The sequence below is a fragment of the Agrobacterium vaccinii genome, assembly GCF_021310995.1.
In the GTDB taxonomy this organism is placed as follows: domain Bacteria; phylum Pseudomonadota; class Alphaproteobacteria; order Rhizobiales; family Rhizobiaceae; genus Agrobacterium; species Agrobacterium vaccinii.
The window spans coordinates 2,448,064-2,470,592 of the sequence record NZ_CP054150.1; the positions used below are offsets into that span (position 1 = coordinate 2,448,064).

The following is a 22,529-nucleotide window of genomic DNA, read 5'->3' on the forward strand; positions in this document are numbered from 1 at the left end:
ACAAAGCATATCACAGGACTTGTCGAAACCCAACTACTCCGCCGCAACACCCATCTTCATCCGCTCCATATCCTCAAGCGCGCGGCGGTATTCGACCGGCATGACCTTGCGGAATTTCGGGCGGAACTCGCTCCAGCGGTCGAGGATGTCCTTGGCGCGGTTGGAGTTTGTGTAGTGGAAGTGGTTGGAGATCATCTGATAGAGGCGCTCCTCGTCGTGACGTGTCATGTCCTCGGAAACGTCCACGCGTCCCTTGTGCATGAGGTCGCCGCCGTGATGGTGCAGTTTTTCCAGCATGTCGTCTTCTTCCGGCACCGGCTCCAGCTCGACCATGGCCATGTTGCAGCGCTTGGCGAAATCGCCCTGCTCATCCAACACATAGGCCACGCCGCCGGACATGCCGGCTGCGAAGTTGCGGCCCGTTTCACCGAGAACCACGACGATACCGCCGGTCATATATTCGCAGCCGTGGTCGCCCACGCCTTCGACAACGGCGATGGCGCCGGAGTTGCGAACGGCGAAACGCTCACCCGCCACACCACGGAAATAGCACTCGCCGGTGATGGCACCGTAAAGCACGGTATTGCCGACGATGATGGAGTTTTCCGCAACGATGCGGGCATTTTCCGGCGGACGCACGATGATGCGGCCACCTGATAGGCCCTTGCCGACATAGTCGTTACCGTCACCCACCAGATCAAAGGTGATGCCGCGGGTCAGGAACGCGCCGAAGGACTGACCCGCCGTGCCGCGCAGCAGCACATGGATGGTGTCGTCCTTCAGGCCCTTATGGCCCCAACGCTTGGCCAGCGCGCCCGAGAGCATGGCACCGGCGGAACGGTCGACATTCTTGATCGGCACTTCGAAGACCACAGGCTCGCGGTTTTCGAGAGACGGCATGGACTTCTCGATCAGCTTGCGGTCGAGAATATCGTCGATCGGGTGCTTCTGGCGCTCGGTCCAGTAGGTCGCTTCCTTGGGTGCATCGACCTTGTGGAAGATGCGGCTGAAGTCGAGCCCCTTGGCTTTCCAGTGTGCCAGCATCTCATCCTTTTCGAGCAGTTCGGAAGCACCGATGATCTCATCCAGCTTGGACACACCCAGCGAAGCGAGAATTTCGCGCACTTCTTCGGCCACGAAGAAGAAGTAGTTGATGACGTGTTCCGGTGCACCCTTGAAACGCTTGCGCAGAACCGGGTCCTGCGTGGCAACGCCCACGGGGCAGGTGTTGAGGTGGCACTTGCGCATCATGATGCAACCCGCAGCAATCAGCGGAGCCGTTGCGAAACCGAATTCATCCGCACCCAAGAGAGCACCGATAATGACATCACGGCCCGTCTTCAAGCCGCCATCCACCTGCAACGCGATGCGCGACCGAAGGCCGTTCATGACAAGCGTCTGCTGCGTCTCAGCAAGGCCGATTTCCCAAGGGGAACCGGCATGCTTGAGTGAGGTAAGCGGCGACGCACCCGTGCCGCCATCGAAACCGGAGACGGTGATATGGTCGGCGCGCGCCTTGGCAACGCCAGCCGCAACCGTGCCGACGCCGACTTCGGACACGAGCTTGACGGAAACATCGGCTTCCGGGTTGACGTTCTTCAGGTCGTAGATCAGCTGCGCCAGATCTTCAATGGAATAGATGTCATGGTGCGGCGGCGGCGAAATGAGGCCGACGCCCGGTGTGGAGTGACGCGTCTTGGCAACCGTCGCATCCACCTTATGGCCGGGCAGCTGACCGCCTTCGCCGGGCTTGGCACCCTGCGCGACCTTAATCTGCAACATATCGGCATTGACGAGATATTCCGTCGTCACACCGAAACGACCGGATGCGATCTGCTTGATAGCGGAACGCTCAGGGTTCGGATTGCCGTTGAGCAGCGGCAGGTAACGGTCGGATTCTTCGCCGCCCTCGCCCGTGTTCGACTTGCCGCCAATGCGGTTCATGGCGATGGCAAGCGTGGTGTGTGCTTCGCGGCTGATGGAGCCGAAGGACATGGCACCGGTGGAGAAGCGCTTGACGATATCGACGGCAGGCTCGACTTCATCGACAGAGATCGGCTTGCGACCCAAAGCTTCCGCGCCCTTGAGCTTGAACAGACCACGAATGGTGTTCATGCGCAGGTTGGTGTCGTTCACCATCTCTGCGAATTCGCGATAACGTTCCTGGCTGTTGCCGCGCACGGCGTGCTGCAAGGTGGCAACTGCATCCGGGCTCCAGGCATGGCTTTCGCCACGCATGCGGTAAGCATACTCGCCGCCGATATCCAGCGTACTGGCCAGAATCGGGTCCTTGCCGAAGGCGTCTGTGTGGCGCGATACGGTTTCCTGGGCAATTTCCGTCAGGCCAACGCCTTCAATTTGCGTGGCGGTGCCGAAGAAATATTGCTCGATGAACTGCGAGGACAGGCCAACGGCGTCGAAGATTTGCGCGCCGCAATAGGATTGATAAGTGGAAATGCCCATCTTGGACATGACCTTGAGAATGCCCTTACCGACAGCCTTGATGTAGCGATAAACGACTTCATCGTCGGACACTTCCTTGGGGAACGCGCCATGCTTGTGCATGTCCAGAAGCGTATCGAAGGCGAGGTACGGGTTGATAGCCTCAGCACCATAACCGGCCAACAGGCAGAAATGGTGCACTTCGCGCGGCTCGCCAGTTTCGACGACGAGACCGACCGATGTGCGCAGACCCTTGCGGATCAGGTGATGATGGACGGCAGCGGTTGCCAGCAGCGCTGGGATTGCGATGCGATCCGGCCCGAGCTGACGGTCAGACAAGACGATGATGTTGTAACCACCGCGCACGGCGGATTCCGCACGCTCGCACAAACGGTCCAGCATTTCAGGCATGCCTTCGGCGCCACGCTCCACATCATAGGTGAAGTCCAGCGTCTTGGTATCGAAACGGTCTTCTGTGTGGCCGATGGAGCGGATCTTTTCCAGATCGCCATTGGTCAGGATCGGCTGGCGCACTTCCAGACGCTTGGCGCGGGCTGCACCTTCGTGATCTAGAATGTTCGGGCGCGGGCCGATGAAGGATACGAGGCTCATCACCAACTCTTCGCGGATCGGGTCGATCGGCGGATTGGTGACCTGCGCGAAGTTCTGCTTGAAATAGGTGTAAAGCAGCTTGGACTTGGACGACATCGCCGAAATCGGCGTATCCGTGCCCATGGAGCCGATGGCTTCCTGACCGGTCGTTGCCATCGGCGACATCAAAAGCTTGGTGTCTTCGCTGGTGTAACCAAAAGCCTGCTGACGGTCGAGCAGCGACACGTCGCGACGCAGAGCGCGTGGCTCTACAGGCTTCAGGTCTTCGAGGATCAGCTGGGTACGGTCCAGCCATGTGCGGTAAGGATGCTTGGTGGCAAGTTCTCGCTTCACGTCCTCATCGGAAATGATCGCGCCCTTGTCCATGTCGATCAGCAGCATCTTGCCGGGCTGCAAACGCCACTTCTTGATGATGCGCTCTTCCGGCACCGGCAAGGTGCCGGCTTCGGATGCCATGATGATACGGTCGTCATCGGTCACGAGATAACGGGCTGGGCGCAGACCGTTGCGGTCCAGCGTCGCGCCAATCTGCTTGCCATCGGTAAAGGCAACAGCGGCCGGGCCATCCCATGGCTCCATGAGAGCGGCGTGATATTCATAGAATGCCTTGCGTTCCGGCGACATGGATTGGTTGCCAGCCCACGCCTCGGGGATCAACATCATCACGGCATGCGCCATGGAGTAACCACCGCGCACGAGGAATTCGAGCGCGTTGTCGAAGCAGGCGGTGTCCGACTGTCCCTCGTAGGAAATCGGCCAGAGCTTGGAAATGTCGTCGCCAAACAGCGGCGAGGCAACGGATGCCTGACGCGCCGCCATCCAGTTGACGTTGCCGCGCAGAGTGTTGATTTCGCCGTTATGGGCGACCATGCGGTAGGGGTGCGCCAGCTTCCAGGATGGGAAGGTGTTGGTCGAGAAACGCTGGTGAACAAGCGCGACAGCGCTTTCGAAACGCGGGTCGGACAGATCCTTGTAATAGGCGCCGACCTGATAGGCCAGGAACATGCCCTTATAGACGATGGTCGAAGACGACAGCGAAACCGGATAGAAATCCTGCGCTTCCTTGCCGCCGCCAGCATCATAGATGGTGTTGGAAATGACCTTGCGGATCAGGAACAGTTGACGCTCGAAATCGGCATTGGTGGCAGCATCGCGACCAGCACCGATGAAGACCTGCACATGGTGCGGCTCGGTTGCGGCGATATCGGGCGCTTCCGACAGCGAGGAGTTGTCGACAGGCACATCACGGAAGCCGAGGAACTGCTGACCGGCGTCGGCGACAACGTCGATGATGACCTTCTTGTAGTGTTCGATCTGGGCTGCATCGCGCGACATGAAAATGTGGCCGACGGCATATTCGCCAGCCTTCGGCAGCGTGACGCCCTGAAGCGCCATTTCCTCGCGGAAGAACTTGTCGGGAATTTGCACCAGAATGCCCGCGCCATCACCCATCAGGGGATCTGCACCGACGGCACCACGGTGGGTCAGGTTTTCGAGAATGAACAGGCCATCCTTGACGATCTGGTGCGACTTCTGGCCCTTCATATGCGCCACGAAGCCGACGCCGCAGGCATCATGCTCGTTGCGCGGATCATAAAGACCCTGCTTTGGAGGCAGACCACCAATCGTCGCGCGCACGGCAGCCTTCGGCTGGGCGCTCGTCGGACAGTCATTGGTCAACATCGCCGCGGCGTTTTCGCCTTCCAGCTTGATCGTCATTTTTCGTCCCTCCTGCAACAGGTTGCATGGCTTCACGCAGAGAGGCGGATGCTCGACCTCTTTCACCGTTTCCGGATAATGGCTTTGCGTCCGCTTATCAATTTAGGACAGCAATGCTGTCTCAATTCTGGTGGGATTTTGACAGAAACAGCTACGCTCTGCAAGTCCACCCCGACATTTTATAAACACAGAAAATGACGCTATATGTCTCGGTCGTGAATCTTCGCGCAATTTTCTTCCGACAAAGCGACGAAATCATTGCTTTCATTGCTGGATTTGCGTTCCCCGCGATAAGGCCATAGAACGACAATCGTTTGTCAGTCCGGCCACTCCCAACTCATCGAAAGTGCAGACCCATGTTTTTTGCTTCCGACAACTGGGCAGGTGCCCACCCCGCAATCAATGAGCGGTTGATGAAAGAATCCACCCGGTTCGCCGCCGCGTACGGCACAAGCGAACTGGACCGGGCCATCGAGAAGCGCTTCAACGAGATTTTCGAGCGCGAAGTCGCCGTGTTCTTCGTTGGCACCGGCACCGCTGCCAATTCTCTGGCCATGGCCAGCGTCGCCCGCCCCGGCGGCATCGCATTTTGTCACTCCGAAGCCCACGTGATCGAGGACGAATGCGGAGCGCCGGTCTACTTCTCCAACGCCTCGCGCCTGATGCCGGTCGCCGGACCCAACGGCAAGATGCTGCCAAAGAACCTCGAAGCCGCCATCGGCCGCTTTCCGCCCGGCTCCATCCATCAGGGCCAACCGATGCTGGTGACAGTAACACAGGCGACGGAACAAGGCACGGTTTACGAGTTGGATGAAATCGACGCCATCTCGGCAATTGCCAAAAAAGCCGGTGTACCGCTGCACATGGATGGCGCCCGCTTCGGCAACGCCATGATCGCACTCGACACCACGCCAGCGGAAATGACATGGAAGCGCGGAGTCGATATCCTGTCCTTCGGCGCAACCAAGAACGGTTGCTGGTGCGCCGAAGCCATCGTCTACATGGATCCGAAAACGGCAGAAGACCTGCCCTTCATCCGGAAGCGCTCCGCCCAGCTTTTCTCCAAAACCCGCTTCATGGCCGCCCAATTCGACGCCTATTTCAAGGACAATCTCTGGCTGGAACTGGCCTCCCACGCCAATGCCATGGCGACGCGCCTGCGCGAAGGACTGTCGGCTTCCAACAGTGCACGCCTGGCCTGGCCGACCCAATCCAACGAGCTTTTCGTGGTGCTGAACAAAGACAAGGCCAAAGCCGCCAAAGAAGCCGGTGCCAGCTTCTACGACTGGCCCGTACCGCACGACATGCCGGAGCCTGTGGGCGAGAACGAACAGCTCATTCGGCTTGTGACCAGCTTTGCAACGCTGGAAAACGACGTGGATGATTTCTTGCGGATTTGTGGCGGGGCTTGAAGCGGAACGGAGCTGAACCCTCACTTGCAATTTCTAACACTTGAGCAAAGCTCAAGATGTTGAAATTGCTTTCTCTCCCACAGGGGGAGAGATAACGCGAATGCCGCGCCGCTTGCTCTTTTACCTCTCCCCTTGTGGGAGAGGATAGAAAATCAAGAGCTTAGCAGAGCTAAGTCTTAGATTTTCTTGGTGAGGGGTACCGCCACGCGTTCAAGCAGCACTCCCCGGCACCATCCTCTTCGCCATCACCAGTTTCGACAGCGCCTCCACCAATTCCGCATCCGCCCCCTTTCTCGGCTGGAGCACGAATTCCACATCTTCCAGTGCCGGAAGCGCGCCCTTCGGCAGTTCCCGCAAGCCCGATGGGGCCATGCTGCGGGGCTGGACCAGAACGCCCATTCCGGCGCGGGCGGCGGCGGTTAACCCGCTGAGACTGCCGCAGGTGCAGACAGTGCGCCAGGCGACACCGGCGCGGTCGAGCGCTTCCTGGGCTGCCTTGCGGGTGATGCTTGGCGGCGGGAAGGCGATGAGCGGAAGGGCGTTTTCGCGCGACAGAACGGCATCCGGGTCTTTCGCCAGCCACACAAGCGGTTCGCGGTAAAGGAAGTGACCGAGGTGATCGCCTAGCCGTCTTTTGGCCAGCACGACATCTAGCTCGCCATTGTCCTGCATTTCGTAAAGAGAGCCGCTGAGCGCCACCGTCAGTTCCAGATCGACCAGCGGATAGAGCCGCGTGAACTCCTCCATAATGACGGTCAGGCGGCTCGCAACGAAATCCTCGGAGACGCCAAGGCGCAGGCGACCGCGCAGCCTGCTTTCACCGAACAGAGCCGCGACCTTGTTGTTGATATCCAGCATGTTGCGGGCGTAACCCAGCAAGGCCTCTCCCTCTGGCGTCAGGCGCACGCGATGGGTATCGCGTGCGATCAAGCGTTGACCGAGAAAGGCTTCCAGCCGTTGAATATGCTGGCTGAGCGTCGACTGGCCAATCCCCAGGCGTTCTGCGGCGTGCGTGAAACTCATGGTCTGTTCCAGCGCAATGAAACTGGCGAGGTGTTGGAGGTTCAGCATGCTCATCCTGAAACGTGATAACTGTTAGTTTTTGCATCTCGTTTCATGATGAGCGATACTGTGCGCGAGTTCAAGACTAAACCGAATAACGGAAAGACGTCCCACCATGTCCCGCTTCCTGCCAGACCGCTTCACCATGATGCTGGTTGCCACTGTCATCGTTGCTTCACTGCTGCCGATCAGCGGAGTGCCGGCGCATTATTTCTCCATCGCGACCAAATGTGCGATTGCACTGCTGTTCTTTTTGCATGGTGCACGGCTGGCACGGGACGTCGTTGTTGCGGGCATTCTGCACTGGCGTCTGCATCTTGCCATTCTGCTCGTCACCTTTGGCCTGTTTCCGCTGCTCGGCGTCGGGTTGGGTTATATCCCTGAAAGCATCCTACCCGCCCCGCTCTACCTCGGCGTCCTCTTTCTGTGTGTGCTGCCGTCTACGGTGCAATCCTCCATCGCGTTCACTTCCATGGCAGGTGGCAATGTCCCAGCTGCAATTTGCTCGGCGTCGGCCTCCAATATTTTCGGCATGTTCCTGACACCGCTGCTGGTCGGTTTGCTGTTTACCGTCGGTGGTCAGGGGGGCGGCTTTTCGCTGGATGCGTTCGCCCAGATTTTTCTGCAATTGCTGCTGCCCTTCATCGCAGGCCAGTTGCTCCAGCCATGGATCGGCGACTGGATACGCGCCCGCAAGACACTGCTGTCTCCGGTGGATCGCGGCTCCATCCTGATGGTCGTCTATCTCGCCTTCAGTGAAGCCGTCATCGAAGGCATCTGGAAGGAATTCACCCTGCGAGACATCGCCGTCCTCATCGGCATCAATATGCTCCTGCTCGCTGTTGTCTTGTGCGTCACCATGTTCGGCAGTCGTCTGCTGGGCTTCAAGAAGGAAGACGAAATCACCATCACCTTCTGCGGCTCCAAGAAAAGCCTTGCGAGCGGCGTGCCGATGGCGGGCGCGATCTTCGCGGGTCAGAGCATCGGCGCCATCGTGCTGCCCATCATGCTGTTTCACCAGATTCAATTGATGGCCTGCGCCGTGATTGCTCAACGTTACGCCAACAGGGCCAAGGAAAAATCGCAGCGCGTAGCCGACGAGCTTGTACTGCCGGAAGCATAAAACAAAAGCGGCCCCGAAAGGGGCCGTTCGTATCATGGGATGAGAAGATCAGTTGACCTGGGTCGGCGTAACCTGCGCTTCGATCTGTTTTGGCTCATCCGTCACGTCTGAAACAATCGCGATACGGCGCGGTTTCATCGCTTCTGGAATGTTGCGGAAGAGATCGATGTGCAGCAGACCGTTCTTCAGAGAAGCGTTCTGTACCTCGACGTGATCGGCAAGCTGGAAGCGGCGCTCAAAGGCGCGCTTGGCAATGCCGCGATAGAGGAATTCGCCCTCATTGTCCTTGGTGTCTTCTGCCTTTTCAGCCTTGACCGTCAACACGTTGGCACGAGACTCGATGCTGAGTTCGTTTTCATCGAAACCGGCCACCGCCATGGTGATGCGGTAGGTGTTTTCGCCGGTGCGCTCTATGTTGTAGGGCGGGTAGGCCTGTGCCTGCTCCGGCTGGCCGAGACCATCGAGCATGGAGAAAAGACGGTCGAAACCGACTGTGGAGCGGTAAAGTGGCGAAAAATCAACGTGACGCATGGTGTCCTCCTAGGAAGCGACTGTTTGCGGTTATGGTCCTCACCCCGTTTGGGCGATGAGTGACCGGATACGGCCCCGTTCTGGCGACCGTGACCAAGAGATGGGAAGGCCCGTGGCGGAGTTCAAGAGGATTTTCGCGCCAGATGCGATGTGAACTTTATCTGAACGAGAGATTCCGAAATCGTTCATTTTACCATCGCTAAATAAGCAGCATCGGAGGCTATCTCCGGCGGCAGAAGTGTAACGTCCCTTCTTCTTCTGTCATCTTCGCCGGAACCGCGACTGCTAACACCGACGGTTCCGGCAATTTTTCCCGCAATGCGCACCTTTTCCTTTGACGCCAACCGGCCCGCCACCTATCCCGTTCTGAAACACCTTTTCAGTGCCAAGTCGGAAACAGCACCCATGACCGAAGCCATATTGCACGCCACCCCGGGCAACCCCGTGCCCGAAAACCACATTGCAGGCTTCTTCACCGGTCACAAAAACAGAAAGCTGCGCTACGCCATTTTCCGCTCCAGCCGGTCCGTGGCGCGCGGCACCATCGTGCTGCTGCACGGTCGCAACGAATGCATCGAGAAATATTTCGAGACGATCGACGACCTCACCACAAAAGGCTTCTGGGTCGCCACCTTCGACACGCGCGGACAGGGCGGATCTGACCGGCTGCTGAAGAAAGTGCAGGCTGGTTACGTCCGACGCTTTGCCGATTACGGCAAGGATATCTCGCTGTTTTTAGAGCAGGTGGTGCTGCCCGACGCGCGCCTGCCCTTTTTCATGATCGCCCATTCCACCGGCGGACTTGCCGCCCTTTCTGTAGCGCCGATGCTGTCCAACCGCATCGAACGCATGGTGCTGAGCTCACCCTTCGTGTCACTCAGCGGCCAATCCTTGCCAGCAGGGTGGATCAGGATCATCGCCACGCTGCTGACCCTCACCGGCTTTGGCGGCGTCCAACTGGGCAAGGACCAGCGAGAACGCCAGTTCGAGGGCAATCCGCTGACATCGGACCCTGTGCGCTTTGCCCGCAATGCGTCCATCGGCCTCAAACATCCCGAACTCTTCATCGGTGCACCCACGGCGCGCTGGCTGTTCGAAGTGTTGAAGACCATGCCCTGGGTAACGAGACAGGATCATCTGACCAGGATCACAGTCCCCACACTCATCCTCGCGCCGATGCTCGACACCATCTCCCGCTACGCCGCGCTGGAAGAACTTTCCCGCAACTTCCGCGCCGCCCAACTCATCCCCGTCACCGGCGCCCGCCACGAATTGTTGCTGGAACGGGACGTCTATCGCACCCAGGCCCTAGCCGCCATCGATGCATTTTTCGCGCCGGAGGACTGAGGCGGCAAGAGAGCATGTCCCACTTGAAGGGAAGCATCCCACTCGGTTGGCCACGCCCTGAATAAAAAATGGCGGCGCAAAAGCCGCCGCCATCAGGATTTCTCAGGTGAAGCTGTGGCGAGGCCAAGGCCTTGCCGCAAGCATGATCATTCCATGCCGAGTGCGGCCATATAAGTCTGCAAAATCGTTTCTTCCTCGATACGCTCGTTGGCGTCTTTCTTACGCAGACGGATGATCGTCCGAATGGCCTTGGTGTCGTAGCCGCGACCCTTGGCTTCGCCCATAACATCCTTGATATCACCCGAAATCGCCGCCTTTTCTTCTTCAAGACGCTCGATGCGCTCAATGAACTGGCGCAGTTCGGCGGCGGCGACGGTTTCGGTTGTGGCTGTTTCGTCCATCATTTCATCCTTCATGGTGGCGGCTCATCTGGAGCCTTGTGCGTCACACGGCGAAGTCTTCGCCTGCTGCCGTTGCGGGCAGCTGAAATTCCCGGCTGGTGCACTGCCCGGCTGCGAGCCTCACGTCAAGCCGTTTTGGGCCACAGCGCCCTTATTCCTTAAGTGAGTTCTGCGCGAATGAGACTTTCTGGGCGTCGCTCGCCTCGGCCTGATGCAGGCTTTTCCACGTATCATAGGGCATGCCGTAGACCATCTCGCGCGCAACGTCCTTGCTCACGTCATGGCCTGCATCCTTAGCCGCTTCCGCGTACCAGTTGGACAGGCAGTTACGGCAGAACCCTGCCAGATTCATCATGTCGATGTTCTGCACGTCCGTGCGCTTCTGCAAATGGCTGACCAGCCTGCGAAAAGCCGCCGCTTCGAGCTCCATTTTCTGCCGTTCGTCGAGTTCGCTCATCATGGTCTCCGCTCAATAGGGTCCGGTTCGCGAGGCGAACTGCCGATATTCGTGCAGGGTGGGATCATCGTTCATTGCGGCAAAAATGGGGGCGAGCCGTGCTGCCCAGTCTGCAATACCCGCCTCATCGCCAATCAGGTCTTGGCGCACTTCAAGGAGCGCATGGGGAACGCCCTTCACCATGCAGTGACGATACATCGTGTCGCCCTTGAGCGCGCCGTCATAGGGCTCGTTGTCACCCACAAGAATATCGCCCGCGGCTCGCAGATGCGCCAGCAGAGGCCTGACCGCCCGGTGATCCGTGTCCCACAGCACCGCTGCATGCCATGGGCGCGCGACGTCTTTCCAAAACGGCGTGTAGGAATGGAGCGACAAAACCAGAGGCGCCTTGCCGGATGTCGAGGCAACGCGGTCAAGTACCTCACCCACGGCATTGTGATAGGGCCGATGATACGCGTTGAGGCGCAAATTCCACTCATCAGAGGTGATTGGATGGTTGCCGGGAATAATGGCGCCATCGGAGATTTTCATGATGAGCGTCGGGTCGTCCTCGCCGCGATTGGGGTCGATCAGCAGGCGGGAAAAACGACTCATCACTGCGGGCACACCCAACTGCGCGGCCAGTTTGCGCGTCAGACCCTTGATACCGATGTCGAAAGCGATGTGCCGGTGAAAAGCGGCTTGCGGCAGACCCAGATTCCCGTATTTTGACGGCAGAAGGTTCGTGGCGTGATCTGCAAGCAGGACCATGCCTTTGTCATAATCACCTTCTAGGATTTCGTATGGCTGGAAGTCTGACATTTGGGATTTCTTGATAGCCGCTGAGGAGAGACGCTTGATGGCATGGCTAGACGCCACGCGCAAGTTTGGAAGCCCGGACAGCCATCGGCACCGACGTACGAGAGACCCGACCGGAGATATAATCGATTGAACTCGCGTTGACTTTCTCGGGCGTCCGCGCCAAGAAGTGTTCTCATATCATAACCATGGAATCCGGATGGAAGCCGTGCCACACACATTCTCCGCTCTCCTTGCTAAATACCGGCGCGCGATACGCTTTTTCTCCGCAGCCGCCGTTCTCAGCACCCCCCTCCTCGTTGCCCAACCGGCATGGGCAGACTTCCGTGTCTGCAACAGCACGCAGAACCTCGTCGGCGTCGCCATCGGCTATCGCGGACAGGAAGGCTGGGTCAGCGAAGGCTGGTGGCAGGTGCCTGCCTCCACCTGCGCCACGCTGATCGAAGGCGAGTTGCAGTCACGCTATTACTATCTCTACGCTGAAGACGCCGCCCGTGGTGGCCGATGGACGGGTGACGTCAACATGTGCGTTGCCGAAAACGAGTTCAAGATCAACGGTGTAGACGATTGTTACGCCCGTAGTTTCCAGCGCATGGGTTTCAAGGAATACGATACGGGCAGACAAGGAAGCTGGATGGTCCAGCTTTCGGACACGCCAGGTACACAGGAAAGTCAGAACTGATGAAGCGCAATCGTAAAGTCAAAATCCTTGCAACTCTCGGGCCTGCTTCGTCCGATGAGGCAATGATCGAGAAGCTCCATCTGGCCGGTGCCGATCTCTTCCGCATCAATATGAGCCATGCCAGTCATGATGTAATGCGTAGCCTGATCCAGCGCATTCGCGCCGTGGAAAGCCGCGTTGGTCGCCCCATCGGCATTCTGGCCGACCTTCAGGGCCCCAAGCTGCGCGTCGGCAAATTTGCAGACACCAAGGTCGATCTCGTTCAGGGACAGACATTCACCCTCGACAACAACGAAGCGCCTGGCGACAAGAACCGCGTTTTCCTGCCGCATCCAGAAATTCTGGAAGCCGTAAAGCCGGGCGATCGCCTGCTGATCGACGATGGCAAGCTGCATCTGCGCGCTGAAAAATGCGACGGCAAGAGCATCGTCACGACGGTCGTTTCCGGCACGAAAATCTCCGACCGCAAGGGCATCAGCCTGCCTGATACGCTTCTCGGCGTCGGTGTCCTGACGGATAAGGACCGCGTCGATCTGGACGCCGTTCTGGCCACGAACGAAGTGGACTGGGTTGCCCTGTCGTTCGTTCAGCGGCCTGAAGATCTGGTCGAAGTGCGCAAGATTGCAGGCAACCGCGTTGGCCTGATGTCCAAGATCGAAAAGCCGCAGGCTGTTGAACGCATCGAGGAAATCATCGCGCTGTCAGACGCTCTGATGGTGGCCCGTGGTGACCTTGGCGTGGAAATGCCGCTGGAAGCCGTTCCGGGCATTCAGAAGCAGCTGACACGCGCCTGCCGCAAGGCTGGCAAGCCGGTTGTCGTTGCCACGCAGATGCTGGAATCGATGATTTCGGCTGCGGTTCCAACGCGCGCCGAAGTGTCCGACGTTGCGACCGCCGTGTTCGAAGGCGCAGACGCCATCATGCTGTCTGCCGAATCCGCCTCCGGTGACTACCCGGTCGAAGCCGTCTCCACCATGGCTTCCATCGCCAGCACCGTGGAGCAAGATCCCTACTACTCCAACATCATCTACGCACAGCGCCCACAGCCTGAAGCAACTGGCGCCGACGCGATTTCGCTCGCAGCGCGCCAGATCGCCGAAACGCTCGGTCTCTCTGCAATCGTGACCTACACATCGTCAGGCACCACCGGTCTGCGTGCCGCGCGCGAGCGCCCACAGGTGCCGATCATCGCGCTCTCACCAATCATCCAGACGGCACGCCGCCTGTCGGTGGTCTGGGGCCTGCACTGTGTGGTCACGGGCGATGCCAGCGACCAGGACGACATGGTCAACCGCGCCTGCCGCATCGTGGTGGACGAAGGCTTCGGCAAGCCGGGCAACCGCATCATCATCTCCGCTGGCGTCCCGCTCGGCACCCCAGGCGCCACCAACATGGTCCGCATCGCCTATATCGGCTCCGACGGCCAGAGCGGCGTTTGACGTAATGCACGGAGCGGCCTGAACGCCGCTGCCTATATCCTGAAACGGGAAAAAAGCGCGGAACATTCCGCGCTTTTTTTTATGGCTGGTCTCTGCCGGAATATCAGTTCGAAGAGTACGCCCTGACAATCACATCGACCTGAGCATCGCTCATTTGCTGAACCTGCTCGGTCGTGAAGGATTTGATCTTCGCAGCCGAGAGCCCCGAAAGCGTTTCGGTGCTCAGTCCAGAGATGGCATTCTTCTTGATCGATGCGATCTCCACATCCGTAAAGCTGCTGAGCTCATCAGAAGACAATGTCGCGGTGTGTTTAGCGCTCAATGCAGATATCTGCACGCTGTTGAGAGCGGTAATGTTGGCGAGGGTCAAAGCGTCGAAACTGGCCGTGCTGAGGGACCCGATCTGCTTTGATGTCAGCGCTTCCAGCTTCTTGACATCGAGACCAGCCATGAGATCGGTCGAAAGACCACTAAGCTGCTTTGCCGTCAAGGCGCCAAACTGGTCATCCGTCAGTGCCGCCATTTGTGCGGTCGAAAGGGCATTCATCTGAGCCGTCGTCAGAGAAGCGATCTGCGCGGTGGTGAGAGCCATAAGCTTACTGCTGGAGAGCCCCGCAAGCGCATCCGTCGTCAGGCCGGAAATGGAGGCCTTCTTCATCGAAGCGATCTCGCTGGAAGTGAAACTGTTGAGTTCATCAGCCGATAGCGTCGCGAGGAGCTTTGCGCTGAGGCCGGCAACCTGACCATCCGTCAAAGCGGCGATGCTGACGGAACTCAAAGCATCAAACTGTGCCGTGGAGAAGGCCGCCAGTTGCTTCGTCGTCATGGCATCGAGTTTGATACCCGAGAGATTGGCAAGTGTATCAGTCGAGAGACCTGCGATCTGCTTTGCCGTCAATGCTGCGAACTGGCTCGATGTCAGGGCCGCCAATTGCGAAGAGGTCAAGGCCTGCATCTGCGTAGACGTCAGTGCCGATATCTGCGCGGTGGTTAAAACCGCAATCTTGCTTGTTTGAAGACCCGCAATCGCATCCGTCGTAAGGCCGGAAATCGACGTCTTCTTGATTGAAGCAATCTCGCTGTTGGTAAAGCTGTTGAGTTCGTCAGCCGTTAGTGTGGCGATCAACTTGGCGCCAAGCCCCGAAATCTGTCCGTCGTTCAAAGCCACGATGCTCGATGAATTCAAGGCTTCAAACTGCGCGGAAGAAAAGGCCGCGATCTGCTTGGTGGTCATCCCGTCAAGCTTGCCGCCGGCCAGAGTGGCAATCGTATCCGTAGAAAGCCCGGCGATCTGCCTGGCCGTCATCGCTCCAAACTGCGCCGATGACAGCGACGACAGTTGCGTATCTGTCAGCGCCTGCATCTGTGCGGACGACAGGGCAGAAATCTGGACACTCGTGAATGCGGCAATCGTGGCCGTCGAAAGGTTTGCCATCGCTTCCGTCGATATCGCGGAGACAGCGGTCTTCTTGATGGACGCGACTTCTGAAGCCGCGAACTTATTGAGTTTTTCTGCGGAGAGTGTCGCTATCTGCTTTGCGCCCAGCGCGGAAACCTGTGACGCGTCGAGCGCTTCGATATTAGCCGAACTCAACGCCCCAAACTGGCTGGTCGTCAGCGATGCGAGCTGTTTGCTCGTCATCGCCTTGAATTGCGTAGACGTCAGATCGGTGATGATTTCTTCCGAGAGACCAGCAATCTGTCTGGGAGAAAAGGCGGAAAACTGCGCTCCGCTCAGTGCGCCGAACTGCGTTTTCGTCAGCGATCCGATCTGGGTCGACGACAAAGCGCCAATCTGGACCGTCGTCAGGGCAGCAAGCTTGTCTGTCGTCAACCCGGAGAGCGCCGTCGGATCGATGGAGGAAATCGACGTCTTTTTGATGGAAGCAATTTCAGCGCCGGTGAAGCTGTTCAAATCGTCTGCGGACAGGATCGCAATCTGCGACGAGGTCAGTGCCGACACCTGCCTGCTGTCGAGCGCTTCTATCTGCTCATCGGAAAAGGAATCCAGCTGGTCGGCGTAAAGCGCGCTGATCTGCTGAGTCGTCAGACCGGAAATCTGTCCTGCGCCGATCGCGTCCAGCTGGTCCAGGGACAGGCCGGTCACCGCTTTGGGCGCGAGCTGACTGATGACCTGGTTACTCAGAGAAGAGATCACCCCGGCGTCAAGGACACTGACCTGCGTCGATGTTAGAGCTTTGACTTGCGCCGCACTGAGACCAACGAGGTCGTCACTCGTCAACGTCGAAATCATGGAGGTTGCAAGAGACGCAATCTGCCGCGGTGAGATATTGGCGAGTACAGAAGTCATGAGCGCGAGACACCGTAAATTACTGATCAGGAATGAAGTCTACACAACGAAACTTGCCCCGGTATTGCGCGATAGACTGCGACAGCCGTCGTAACACGGCGCACAAATTCCATCGCAGCCAAAGGGCAGAGCCATCTTGCAAACAGCTATAGTCGGGAACATGGCTCATAAGAGCCGGGCGCATCAAACTAGCTTCATGCGTGCAGAATTCTATAAACTCTGCCTGTGCGCCGAGAGACGAAATCGTCTCGATCTACATGGTCTAATCAGCAAAAATCTAAATGAGACACTTACTATACTAACCATCTGTACAATAACAACACAGATAATTCTCGTCAAGATCACACCGCCAAGTTTATGCAACCCCCACTACCAAATAAAACGAAAAGGCCCCGTCATAGGGATGACAGGGCCTTTTCTATTTCTGGATGCACAATCAGTGCAAAATTCAGGGCATCTTGATCGGTGTGCTGAAGCGGCTGGAGTCGATCGCTGCGGCACCCGGGCGGAAGCTGGCGGTTGCCGCAGAGGCGGACATGTCGTGGCTCAGCATACGGTTGTTGACGACGCGTGGAGCCTTGACTGCGCGACCGGTTGCGCCCTTGTCCTGGCTCAGTGCCCAGTCGGAGATTGCTTCCTGCGTCAGACGACCACCGCTCACCATGGCCTTTTCGGATACGGCAGCATCCTGCTTGCTTGGGCGACCACCCTTGGTGGGAAGACCGGCAACCAGACCGCTGTCCTTTGCACGGGGCTTCACGTCGAATGCGTCGCCATAGGCGGCAGCGGCAGATGGTGCAGCCTTGGCCGTCTCTATACGCTTGGCGGCAGGCTGTGTTGCGGTGGCGCTGCGATCGAGGGAGGCCGGGAACTGTGCAGCCGATGGCATGGCCGTCGCGGTGATGGAGGAACGGGCATCCTGTCCGCTCTGCTCAAGGGCAGCAACGACCACGGGCGAAAGGCTTGCCTGCTGCTGCTCGGCATCGTCTTCCTGGCCATCGGTGTCTGCATTGGCAGAAGCAAGCAGTGCTTCGGCAACAGCCGGACGGTTGGCCGGAACCGGAACGTGGGCCGCCAGCGCATCACCCGGCATGTCTTCGGAGCCGAGAGCAGCTGTCATGACGGAACCGTCGGCGTCACCCTTCATGCGGCGCGGCCCGAGAAGGGTCGGCACAGGAATAGAGTATTGCGCCAGATCGGCGAATTGCTGCTCGGCGGGTGCGGCTGTCGGCGTTGGCATGGTTGCCGCCTGAAGCGCATCCTGCGCGGCATTACGAGCCGGTGAATAGAGTGCCGTGGCCAGACCCGTCTGGTTTTCCTGATTGCGGAACGCAGGACGTGCCGTTGGCAACGGGGCATCGACAACGCCCGGCAGCGGCTGAGCGGATGCGACAGCAACTGCGGCTGGCGCCTCTTCCGGCTCCTGCGCAACGGGAGCAGCGGCAGGCGCCGAAGACCGGGCTGCAGGTGCAGGTGTTGCAATGCTTTCGGAATCTTCGTCCTCGTCACCACCGCCAAACAGCGTGGCCAGCAACGTCTTGCGCTTGCCGCCAGAGGAAGAGCTGGCAGGACCGTCACCGGCTGTGCCGGCGACCTGAACCGATGAAGAGCTGACGCGCTTCTTGTAATCGGCAAGGGCCACATCATAGCCCGGCAAAGGCTTGCCATCGGCAGGCAGATGGATGGTGTTGCCTTTGGGGAAAATACGCACCAGTTCTTGGCGGCTCATGCGCGGCCAGGCACGGACATTGCCGACATCGAGATGCACGAAAGGCGAGCCGGAGGTCGGGTAGAAACCAACGCCACCGATCTGCATCTGCATGGCGATTTCACGAAGGCGGGAAAGCTTGACACCAGGAATGTAGAAATCCATGGCCTTGCCCAATGTGTGCTGGCTGCTCTTTGCGACACCCTTGGTGCGCGACCGCAGCATGCCATTGGTTTCTGGCGAGCGGAAAGCAGAGACGACATTGATATAATCGGTGCCACCGGAACGGCGATAGACTTCCCACACCAGATCGAACAGACGCGGGTCCATCTTGGTCGGCTGATTGCGACGCCAGTCACGCAGGAAGCGGTTCAGCTCCTGAAGACCTTTGGCGTCATACTTGCCGTTTCGCTTGAACGTGATGACGGCTTTTTCTTTGGTGTGGATATAATAGAGCTTGAGACTACGGGTCTCGGCGGCGGCCTGCGTCGCCGAAAGTCCAAGGGCGGGCATGGCGACCAGCATCAGGCACACGCATGTAACGACGCGTGCCGACAGCTTCGTGCCTATATCTTTAATCAAGCCGCGCGCTATCTTGCCCGAGAGCGCGATATTCCGATGCAGATAAAGCAATTTGATCCCCGCCTGGCAGACAATTCGTCACATTGTCCCACATGAACCTCAATTACGGTCACACGATGGCAATTTTGCCACACATGGACATTCATCCTCTATATAGTGAATGCGATACTAACAAGAGGTTTATAGACCGTAAGTGAATATCCTTGCCCAGGAGTTAACAAATATCGGTTTTGCTAAACTAAGCCGGCTTTGCCGCCATCAAGCGGCATCACGCAGCGGATCATCGGGATCAATGCCATAATCCTTCAACTTACGGTATAGTGTCGACCTTCCGATGCCGAGTTTGCGGGCCACCTGGCTCATCTGTCCACGATAGAACCGCAGCGCAAACCGGATCAGTTCCTCTTCGATATCGGCAATCTTGCGCACATCACCGCTGTCATCGGTCGAGGCAATCAGGCTGCCGCCGGGAAAGACGGCGCCGGTCGAGCGATCATCGTCATTCGCCATAGCCTCCATCACGGACACGATGTCGGCGGTGCTGCTGCGTGTTTCGACCGGTGGCGGTGCGACCAACAGGGAACGCTCGCTCGGGCGGTGCGGCATGTCTTCCACGGCCACGCCGTCCATGAACTCGGGCACCTGAAGCGCGATCTGCGGGAAATCCGCTTCCGTCAACTCGTCACCCTGGGCCAAAACGACCGCGCGGAACACGGCATTTTCCAGTTGGCGAATATTGCCCGGCCAGTCGTAAGCCGTCAGCAAGGCCAGCGCACCGGCGCTGACGCCCAGCGAATGCGGCAGTTTCTGCTCGACGGAAAAACGTTCTGCAAACACGCGCGCCAGATAGGGAATGTCTTCCTTGCGCCGACGAAGGGCCGGAATGGTGATGGGGAAGACGTTGAGGCGATAATAGAGGTCTTCGCGGAAGCGGCCTTCCTTGACCTCTTCGATCAAATCCTTGTTGGTGGCCGAAATTAGCCGCACGTTGACCTTCTGGACTCGTGCCGAACCGACGGTCTCGATTTCGCCCTGCTGCACCGCGCGCAAAAGCTTGACCTGCACTTCGAGCGGCAGATCGCCGATCTCGTCCAGAAACAGCGTGCCGCCATCGGCTTCCATGAACTTGCCCATGTGCTTTTCGGTGGCACCGGTAAAGGCACCCTTTTCATGGCCGAACAGAATGCTTTCCACAAGATTGTGCGGAATGGCGCCGCAATTGACGGTGATGAACGGCTTGCCGGAACGGTCGCTGCCGGACTGCACGGCGCGCGCGATCATTTCCTTGCCGACGCCGGATTCGCCTTCCAGCACGACCGGGATATTGGATTGCGCTGCCCGCTGCGCCAGTTCGATGACGCGCAGCATGGCCGGGCTTGCCGACACGATATCATTGAAATTGACGGCGTGGTTGCGCGAACGTTTGCCGGTGCGGGCCTTGGCCTCGCGCTGGTCGAGCTTCAGCGCATTGGCAATGGCCGAACCGATGCGCTCTGGCGACACGGGCTTGACCACGAAATCGAAGGCACCGGCGCGCATGGCCTGCACCACCGTATCGATGCCGCCCTGGCCGGTCTGGACGATGACGGGCACATCGGTGCCCAGCTCTCCAACAGCCTTGAGAAAAGACAGACCGTCCATCTCCGGCATCATCAGATCAAGAACGATCACGCTGATATCGCCGCTGTGTTGTTTCAACAGCTCCAGTCCGACCCTGCCGTTTTCGGCAAGGATTGGGTGGTGACCATAACGCTCCACCGCTTGTTTAAGCAGGCGGCGCTGAACAGGGTCGTCATCGATAACGAGTACTTGCGCTGTCATGTCAGGCTCCGGTTTCCGGTTTATGGACCTGCTTCATGCTGGCCCTTTGAACCGAATGTGACATGGAAGGCTTGAACATCCAGTTTTGAGATTTGCTTGCATTTTATGCATTGCCACGGGAAACAGAGCCCCCATATGCTTTGGCGAAGAGATAAAGAGGAAAGCCCGATATGACCTTGACGACATCGATCCCCCTGCCCGCCTTTTCGCCCGCAGACGCAGGGGCTGCCGCCCTCGGTGACCTCCCGACATGGAAGCTGTCCGATCTCTACCCCTCTGCCGATTCACCGCAATACAGGCAAGCGCTGGAAAAGGCGGCGAGCGACGCAAAGGCGTTCGAAGCGAAATGGAAGGGCAAGCTGGAAGCCGCCGCCAAGCTTTCCGGCGATCAGGGCCTCGGTGCCGCACTGAAGGAATATGAAGCGCTGGACGATCTTCTCGGTCGCATCGGTTCCTTCGCTGGCCTCACCTATTTTTCCGATACATCGAACCCTGCCAACGGCAAGATTTATGGTGACGCCCAGTCGAAGCTCACCGAGATGTCGTCGAATCTGCTGTTCTTCGCGCTTGAGCTCAACCGCATCGAAGACGCGACGATCGACGCAGCCATCGCCAACGATCCGCTGACCGGCCATTACAAGCCGTGGCTGGTGGATTTGCGCAAGGACAAGCCGCACCAGCTGGATGACAGTCTGGAACAGCTGTTCCTCGAAAAGTCGATGACCAGTGCCGCCGCCTTCAACCGTCTGTTCGATGAAACCATGTCGGAGCTGCGTTTTGAGGTCGACGGCAAGAGCCTGGCGCTGGAGGAAACGCTCAACCTGCTTCAGGAGCCGGACACGGAAACCCGTAAAAAGGCAGCGCAGGCGCTGAGCGCCACCTTCAAGGATAATCTTCGCGTCTTCACGCTGATCACCAACACGCTCGCCAAGGATAAGGAAATCTCCGACCGCTGGCGCAAATTCGAAGACATTGCCGACAGCCGCCACCTGGCCAACCGCGTCGAACGCGAGGTGGTGGATGCGCTGGCGCAGGCGGTGACGCAAGCCTATCCGCGACTGTCGCACCGTTACTATAAGATGAAGGCCAAGTGGCTCGGCATGGAGCAGATGAACTATTGGGACCGCAACGCACCGCTGCCCGATACGTCCAACGCCGTCATTCCCTGGGACGACGCCAAGGACATGGTGCTCTCGGCCTATGGCGATTTCGCGCCCGAGATGGCCGATATCGCCCGCCGCTTCTTCGATGAAGAGTGGATCGATGCGCCTGCCCGCCCCGGCAAGGCACCCGGCGCCTTCGCGCATCCTACCGTGCCCTCCGCGCACCCTTACGTGCTGGTCAACTACCTCGGCAAGCCGCGTGACGTGATGACGCTGGCGCACGAGCTGGGCCATGGCGTGCACCAGGTGCTGGCCGGTGGACAGGGCGCTCTTATGTGCGCCACGCCGCTGACCTTGGCCGAGACGGCATCGGTCTTTGGCGAAATGCTGACCTTCCGCAAGTTGCTGGATGGCACCAAGGACGCACGCGAACGCAAGGCGCTTTTGGCCCGCAAGGTCGAAGACATGATCAACACGGTGGTGCGCCAGATCGCGTTTTATGAGTTCGAGCGCAAGGTGCACACCGCCCGCAAGGACGGCGAGCTCACCGCAGAACAGATCGGCGAGCTCTGGCTCTCCGTCCAGCGGACAAGCCTTGGACCAGCGATCAAGATTTCCGAGGGCTATGAGAACTGGTGGACCTACGTTCCGCACTTCATCCACTCGCCCTTCTATGTCTATGCCTATGCCTTCGGCGATTGCCTCGTCAACTCGCTCTATGCGGTCTACCAGAATGCCGATAGTGGTTTTCAGGACAAGTATTTCGAGCTGCTGAAGGCTGGCGGAACTAAGCACCATTCCGAACTGCTGAAGCCCTTCGGTCTCGATGCGACCGATCCTTCCTTCTGGAACAAGGGCCTGTCGATGATCGAAGGCTTGATCGACGAGTTGGAAGCGTTGGATAAAGAGTAGGGATAATCCGGCGAGGCTCCCATTTCGGGCAAGCTTCGCCGGTTCATATGCCTCACCTTACGTAAAC

Annotated in this window: 14 protein-coding genes and 2 pseudogenes; 6 read left to right on the top strand and 10 right to left on the bottom strand. The window is 58.5% G+C overall.

Annotation, left to right across the window (positions count from 1 at the left end):
• Positions 1-33: 33 nt before the first annotated feature.
• Positions 34-4,773 (bottom strand): glutamate synthase large subunit, encoded by a 4,740-nt coding sequence (gene gltB, locus HRR99_RS12155; RefSeq protein WP_233121901.1) that lies wholly within the window; start codon positions 4,771-4,773, stop codon positions 34-36.
• A 356-nt stretch (positions 4,774-5,129) separates the two neighbouring features.
• On the opposite strand from gltB, the gene HRR99_RS12160 reads away from it, so the two are divergent.
• Positions 5,130-6,185 (top strand): threonine aldolase family protein, encoded by a 1,056-nt coding sequence (locus HRR99_RS12160; protein ID WP_233121902.1) that lies wholly within the window; start codon positions 5,130-5,132, stop codon positions 6,183-6,185.
• A gap of 210 nt (positions 6,186-6,395) precedes the next feature.
• Here HRR99_RS12160 and HRR99_RS12165 read toward each other — a convergent pair whose 3' ends face one another.
• Entirely contained in the window at positions 6,396-7,256 is an 861-nt protein-coding gene (locus tag HRR99_RS12165; protein ID WP_233121903.1) for a LysR substrate-binding domain-containing protein, read from the bottom strand.
• Positions 7,257-7,362: 106 nt separating this feature from the next.
• On the opposite strand from HRR99_RS12165, the gene HRR99_RS12170 reads away from it, so the two are divergent.
• Positions 7,363-8,370, top strand: coding sequence for a bile acid:sodium symporter family protein (locus tag HRR99_RS12170; protein ID WP_233121904.1), 1,008 nt, complete (start codon positions 7,363-7,365; stop codon positions 8,368-8,370).
• Positions 8,371-8,418: 48 nt separating this feature from the next.
• Here the strand turns inward: HRR99_RS12170 and HRR99_RS12175 are convergent, their stop codons facing one another.
• Entirely contained in the window at positions 8,419-8,901 is a 483-nt protein-coding gene (locus HRR99_RS12175) for an Hsp20 family protein (protein WP_112498602.1), read from the bottom strand.
• 405 nt (positions 8,902-9,306) lie between these two features.
• Here HRR99_RS12175 and HRR99_RS12180 point away from each other — a divergent pair, with 405 nt between their 5' ends.
• Positions 9,307-10,248, top strand: coding sequence for an alpha/beta fold hydrolase (locus HRR99_RS12180; RefSeq protein WP_233121905.1), 942 nt, complete (start codon positions 9,307-9,309; stop codon positions 10,246-10,248).
• Between the two features lie 146 nt (positions 10,249-10,394).
• Here the strand turns inward: HRR99_RS12180 and HRR99_RS12185 are convergent, their stop codons facing one another.
• From HRR99_RS12185 to HRR99_RS12195, 3 genes are all read right to left on the bottom strand, one after another.
• Complete coding sequence (locus HRR99_RS12185; protein ID WP_103089095.1) at positions 10,395-10,652, bottom strand: DUF2312 domain-containing protein; 258 nt, start codon at positions 10,650-10,652, stop codon at positions 10,395-10,397.
• Between the two features lie 148 nt (positions 10,653-10,800).
• On the bottom strand, positions 10,801-11,106 hold the full coding sequence (locus HRR99_RS12190) for a DUF1244 domain-containing protein (RefSeq protein ID WP_233121906.1): 306 nt from the start codon (positions 11,104-11,106) through the stop codon (positions 10,801-10,803).
• A gap of 12 nt (positions 11,107-11,118) precedes the next feature.
• Positions 11,119-11,907 carry an N-formylglutamate amidohydrolase gene (locus HRR99_RS12195; RefSeq protein WP_233121907.1) on the bottom strand — a complete coding sequence of 263 codons (789 nt, stop codon included), beginning with the start codon at positions 11,905-11,907 and terminating at the stop codon, positions 11,119-11,121.
• A 196-nt stretch (positions 11,908-12,103) separates the two neighbouring features.
• On the opposite strand from HRR99_RS12195, the gene HRR99_RS12200 reads away from it, so the two are divergent.
• Together HRR99_RS12200 and pyk are read left to right on the top strand one after the other, a co-directional pair.
• A complete protein-coding gene (locus HRR99_RS12200) occupies positions 12,104-12,586 on the top strand; it encodes a DUF1036 domain-containing protein (RefSeq protein ID WP_162694348.1) in 483 nt (160 codons plus the stop codon).
• Positions 12,586-14,025, top strand: a complete 1,440-nt coding sequence (gene pyk, locus HRR99_RS12205; protein ID WP_111837571.1) for a pyruvate kinase — start codon at positions 12,586-12,588, stop codon at positions 14,023-14,025. The genes HRR99_RS12200 and pyk overlap by 1 nt, the downstream gene beginning before the upstream one ends.
• A gap of 103 nt (positions 14,026-14,128) precedes the next feature.
• On the opposite strand, the gene HRR99_RS12210 is transcribed toward pyk, so the two are convergent.
• From HRR99_RS12210 to HRR99_RS12220, 4 genes and pseudogenes are all read right to left on the bottom strand, one after another.
• Positions 14,129-16,336 (bottom strand): hypothetical protein, encoded by a 2,208-nt coding sequence (locus HRR99_RS12210; protein WP_233121908.1) that lies wholly within the window; start codon positions 16,334-16,336, stop codon positions 14,129-14,131.
• A 448-nt stretch (positions 16,337-16,784) separates the two neighbouring features.
• Positions 16,785-18,569: a peptidoglycan L,D-endopeptidase MepK gene (locus HRR99_RS12215; protein ID WP_479683816.1), complete on the bottom strand. Its 1,785-nt coding sequence runs from the start codon at positions 18,567-18,569 to the stop codon at positions 16,785-16,787.
• 315 nt (positions 18,570-18,884) lie between these two features.
• A pseudogene (locus tag HRR99_RS23280) lies at positions 18,885-19,085 on the bottom strand (helix-turn-helix domain-containing protein); the annotation flags it as partial.
• Between the two features lie 173 nt (positions 19,086-19,258).
• Positions 19,259-20,447, bottom strand: a pseudogene (locus HRR99_RS12220) (sigma-54-dependent transcriptional regulator); the annotation flags it as partial.
• A gap of 170 nt (positions 20,448-20,617) precedes the next feature.
• On the opposite strand from HRR99_RS12220, the gene HRR99_RS12225 reads away from it, so the two are divergent.
• Positions 20,618-22,462, top strand: a complete 1,845-nt coding sequence (locus tag HRR99_RS12225) for a M3 family oligoendopeptidase (protein WP_233121911.1) — start codon at positions 20,618-20,620, stop codon at positions 22,460-22,462.
• Positions 22,463-22,529 lie beyond the last annotated feature (67 nt).